The 3,690-nt window shown below is 59.2% G+C and carries 2 protein-coding genes; both read right to left on the reverse strand.

What is annotated here, in order from left to right; genetic code table 11:
• Positions 1 to 1,612, reverse strand: a 1,612-nt coding sequence (locus BGC09_RS21920; protein ID WP_069806330.1) for an ABC transporter substrate-binding protein, incomplete at its 3' end; no start/stop codon positions are given.
• 327 nt (positions 1,613 to 1,939) lie between these two features.
• Positions 1,940 to 3,079, reverse strand: a complete 1,140-nt coding sequence (locus BGC09_RS21925; RefSeq protein WP_069806331.1) for a LacI family DNA-binding transcriptional regulator — start codon at positions 3,077 to 3,079, stop codon at positions 1,940 to 1,942.
• Positions 3,080 to 3,690 lie beyond the last annotated feature (611 nt).

Below are 3,690 nucleotides of genomic sequence, written 5' to 3' on the forward strand. Positions count from 1 at the left end.
ACTCGTCCCAGTCGACATTGACCGTCAGCGGGATGGCCGGCAGCTGCTCGACGATGATCTTCTCGATCCCCTGAACGGCCTGTTTCTGGACAGTGGTATCGGTCGAGGTCATGTACTGCTTGAGCAACTGATCAACCTGGTTGGCCAGCGTTCCAGCCGAATGCGCATCCCAGCGCTCGAAGTTCGACCCGGAGACCGACTTCCCGATCGGGCCAGAGTTGCTGCTGCTGAGCATGTCGCGATACGGATAGTAGGGGGTGGGACCCTTATCCGTCCAGCTGATCGCCGCCTCGTAGTTGCCGCCATAGATGGCGCTGAAGTAGGTATTGGCGTCGGCCACGCCGTTCATCGTGGCCTTGATGCCGGCCTTGTTGAGGTCGTTGACGATGAACTGGACGTCCTGAGCCCAGTCAGACCAGCTGCTGGGGACGATGATGGAGAAGCCGAGGACCTTGCCGCTGGAGTCGTAGAAGTAGCCATCGCTGTGCTGGCTGTAGCCGGCCTGCTTGAGATAGGACTGGGCTTGCGAGACGCTGTACTGGAAGGTGGCATTCTGATACTCCGGCGCGATCCAGTCCTTGCGGGCCGGGATAATTCCCGTCGGATGAGCCGGCTTGGCATAGAGCGCCACACCCTGTGGCAGGTTGTCGCGGTTGATCGCGGCGCTGATGGCCTTGCGGACGAGGACATTATTGAAGGGGGCCTTGTAGAGGTTCAGGTAGAGCATGACGGTGTTGCTGGGGAAGAACCAGGTCTTGTTGTGCTGGGGGTCCTTGGACTTGAATTGCTTATCGAAGTCCGGTGTCCAGCCCGTGCCCATCCAGTCATACTTGCCCTGGATCATATTGGTGACGGCGGTCGTGTTGTCCTTGGCGGAGTAGACGTAGATGTGCTTAACGGCGGGCTGGCCGCCCCAGTAGGAGGGGTTGACGTCGTAGATGATCAGGTCGGCGGAGAAGCTGCGCAGCTTGTAGGGGCCGGTGCCGACGGGGTTTTTATCGTTGGTGAACTTGGCGGGGTCGCCGCTGATGGTGGACCAGACGTGCTGAGGCACGATGTAGACCTGCTGGCCGATATAGAAGAGCGCGGTGCTGTTGGGGCTGGTCAGGGTGAAGGTCACCGTCTGAGGATCAGGCGTCGAGACATCCTTGACCAACGGCAGCACTCCGCCCTGGTCGAGGGCCGGATGCGTCTTCAAGAAGTCGAAGGTGAACTTGACGTCGGCGCTGGTGAAGGGCTGGCCGTCGTTCCACTTCACGTTAGGACGCAGATGGAAGGTGAGCTGACTACCATCTCTAGAAAACTCATAGCTGGTCGCCAGCCACTCCTCATAGTTGCCCGAATAAAGATTGGTACGATACAGCCCCTCGTAAAGCAGACCCTGGGAGCCCCAGGCGGCAGGGGTGTTGTAGTTAAAGAACGGGTTAAAGTTATCGACATTGGGGCCATTAGGCGCCGGCAACACATTGAGCGTGTCTGTCTTAGGCCCCGATGGAGAGCTTGATCCGCCACCTCCGCAGGCGGTCAGCACGAGACCGAGCAGGAGCAGCAGCGACACCAGCCCGAAGGCAAAGCGATGCCGACGTGGTGACGATGCCAGATACGAACGCATAGAACCTCCTGAAACCAAGAGTAGAAATCAGGCGATCATTTGGACCATTTTCCCTACGGGCTACAAAGTTCGGGTGCCAGAAAGGGACAAAATGCCAACCAGACAACAGATCGACCGGTTTACAGGACAGCAAGCCGGCGATGACTGCTGCTCCCAGACATCGAGTCGGTAAATACTGTCCAGGCAAGCTGCGCTGCTGGAACCTGTTGGCAGGTGCGCTTCCCTGCTGATTCGCTGGCAGGCTCAGGCTCTGCTCCGGCTGCAGCAGGAGGAAAGGCAGGGACAGAGAACGCCCTACGATGCTGAGCCAGAGAGGCTCAGCTCTGCTCAGCGAGAGCGATCACCACCTCCTTGCTCAGATGGAGAATGAAGCTGACGTGAGGCCCCGCAGGAGGCGCGAATGATCAGGCTGGTGGGCATCTTCACCCGCACGGGCGGCTCGAAGACCTCCGGCGAGGGAGCAACAACTCCAGCGAACTGACCATTCTGGCTCGGGTGATGCATCATGCGGGTAGCCTCGACAAAAGCCAGGAGCATCTCCGCCGCGCGGCGCCCCATCTCGTAGAAAGGCTGGCGTACCGTTGTCAGCGGTGGCTCCATGTGCGCCGAAGACGGGTTATCGTCGAAACCAACGACAGCCACGTCATCTGGCACTCGCAGGCCACGCTGCTCCGCGGCAGCAATGGCTCCATAGGCCATGTAATCACTACCGGCAAAAATAGCGGTTGGCCGTCTCTCGGGGGGCAGATCGAAAAAAGCGTTGGCACAGGCGCGCCCCGTCTGCGGCATGAAGTCGCCCTCAAGCACCAGCTCCGGATCAAGGGGAATACCTGCCTCCTCCAGCGCGTCGCAGTAGCCCCGATAGCGATCGTGCGACACCTGGTACTTGAGCGGCCCCTGAATATGGGCAATACGCCGGTGCCCAAGGCGAATCAGATGACGGGTGGCTTCGTAGGCCCCTACACGGTTGTCCACGCTGATCCAGGGCGTGTTCTCTGGCGGAATGCCCTGATCATCAATGAGCAGCACGGGGAAGGAACGCGAATGGAGCGCCGCCAGATACTTGGCCGATGGACCAGGGAAAACGGCTAGTAGCCCGCTCACCAGCCGCGTGCGGACAATACGGCTGATGATGTCGCTGCGGTCCTTCTCGTGGTTGACATCGTTGATACTGTAGAGAATCAACTCGTAAGGGGTCGCCCCGACAACCTCTCCAACGCCTCTCATCAGCTCCGGGATGAGTGGCCAGGTGAGAGAAGGAATAAGGGCGCCCAGTAGCCGACTGCGCCCACCTGCCAGACCGGAAGCGGCGATGTTGGGTACAAAGCCTTGCTCTTCCATGACGCGCAGGATGCGCTCACGGGTCGCAGGGTCCACATCCGGCTTCTGATTGAGTACTCGCGAGACTGTCGCTTTGGAAACTCCCGCCAGGCGGGCAATGTCCCGAATCGTCAGCTTCTCGGCCATAACAATCCTTCTCACGCTTACGCGCAGGCCCTCCACACCCTCCGAGGGCCTCCCCGAAATAGGTTGTAACCGTTCACGAGATCGATACCGTAAACGATTACGAAAATTGTAACCGAAGAACCCCAGCTTGTCAATAGGTGATGGCACACGATATGAAGCGCCAACGAAGCTTGGGTTCGCTCTGTCACTATGGGGTCTAAATCGCGAGAAGTCCTGCTCTCTGCTTTTCTTTTCTTTGAGGACTCTCTCCAGACCCTCTATGCTGGTCTTGCTTTGGAGACTTTATTAACCATCTCTGCCTCCTCAACCACACTCAATCGAATGGTATGATACGCCCTACTTGCCTGATAAATCTATCCCCCTTTTCTCCTAGCTCCGCCGTCTGCTGGCCCACCAGGGCATCGGCGCAGGGAAGCGGCAGGCCCATGCCCTACGGGAGGCGCAATCAAGAACGGGCCGGCCTCGTCCGGCTTGCTGAGGCTGACCGGGGAAGCGCGGCCCGTTCGGAGAGAGGCGTCTTCTCTTGGGGGCGGCGTCAGGAGGCGGGCTTGAGGTGCAGGATCACGCCTACTGCGTCAGGCACCTGATACGTAGGCACAACGATATTGGGA

Origin of the sequence: Thermogemmatispora onikobensis, assembly GCF_001748285.1 — a bacterium.
Lineage (GTDB): Bacteria > Chloroflexota > Ktedonobacteria > Ktedonobacterales > Ktedonobacteraceae > Thermogemmatispora > Thermogemmatispora onikobensis.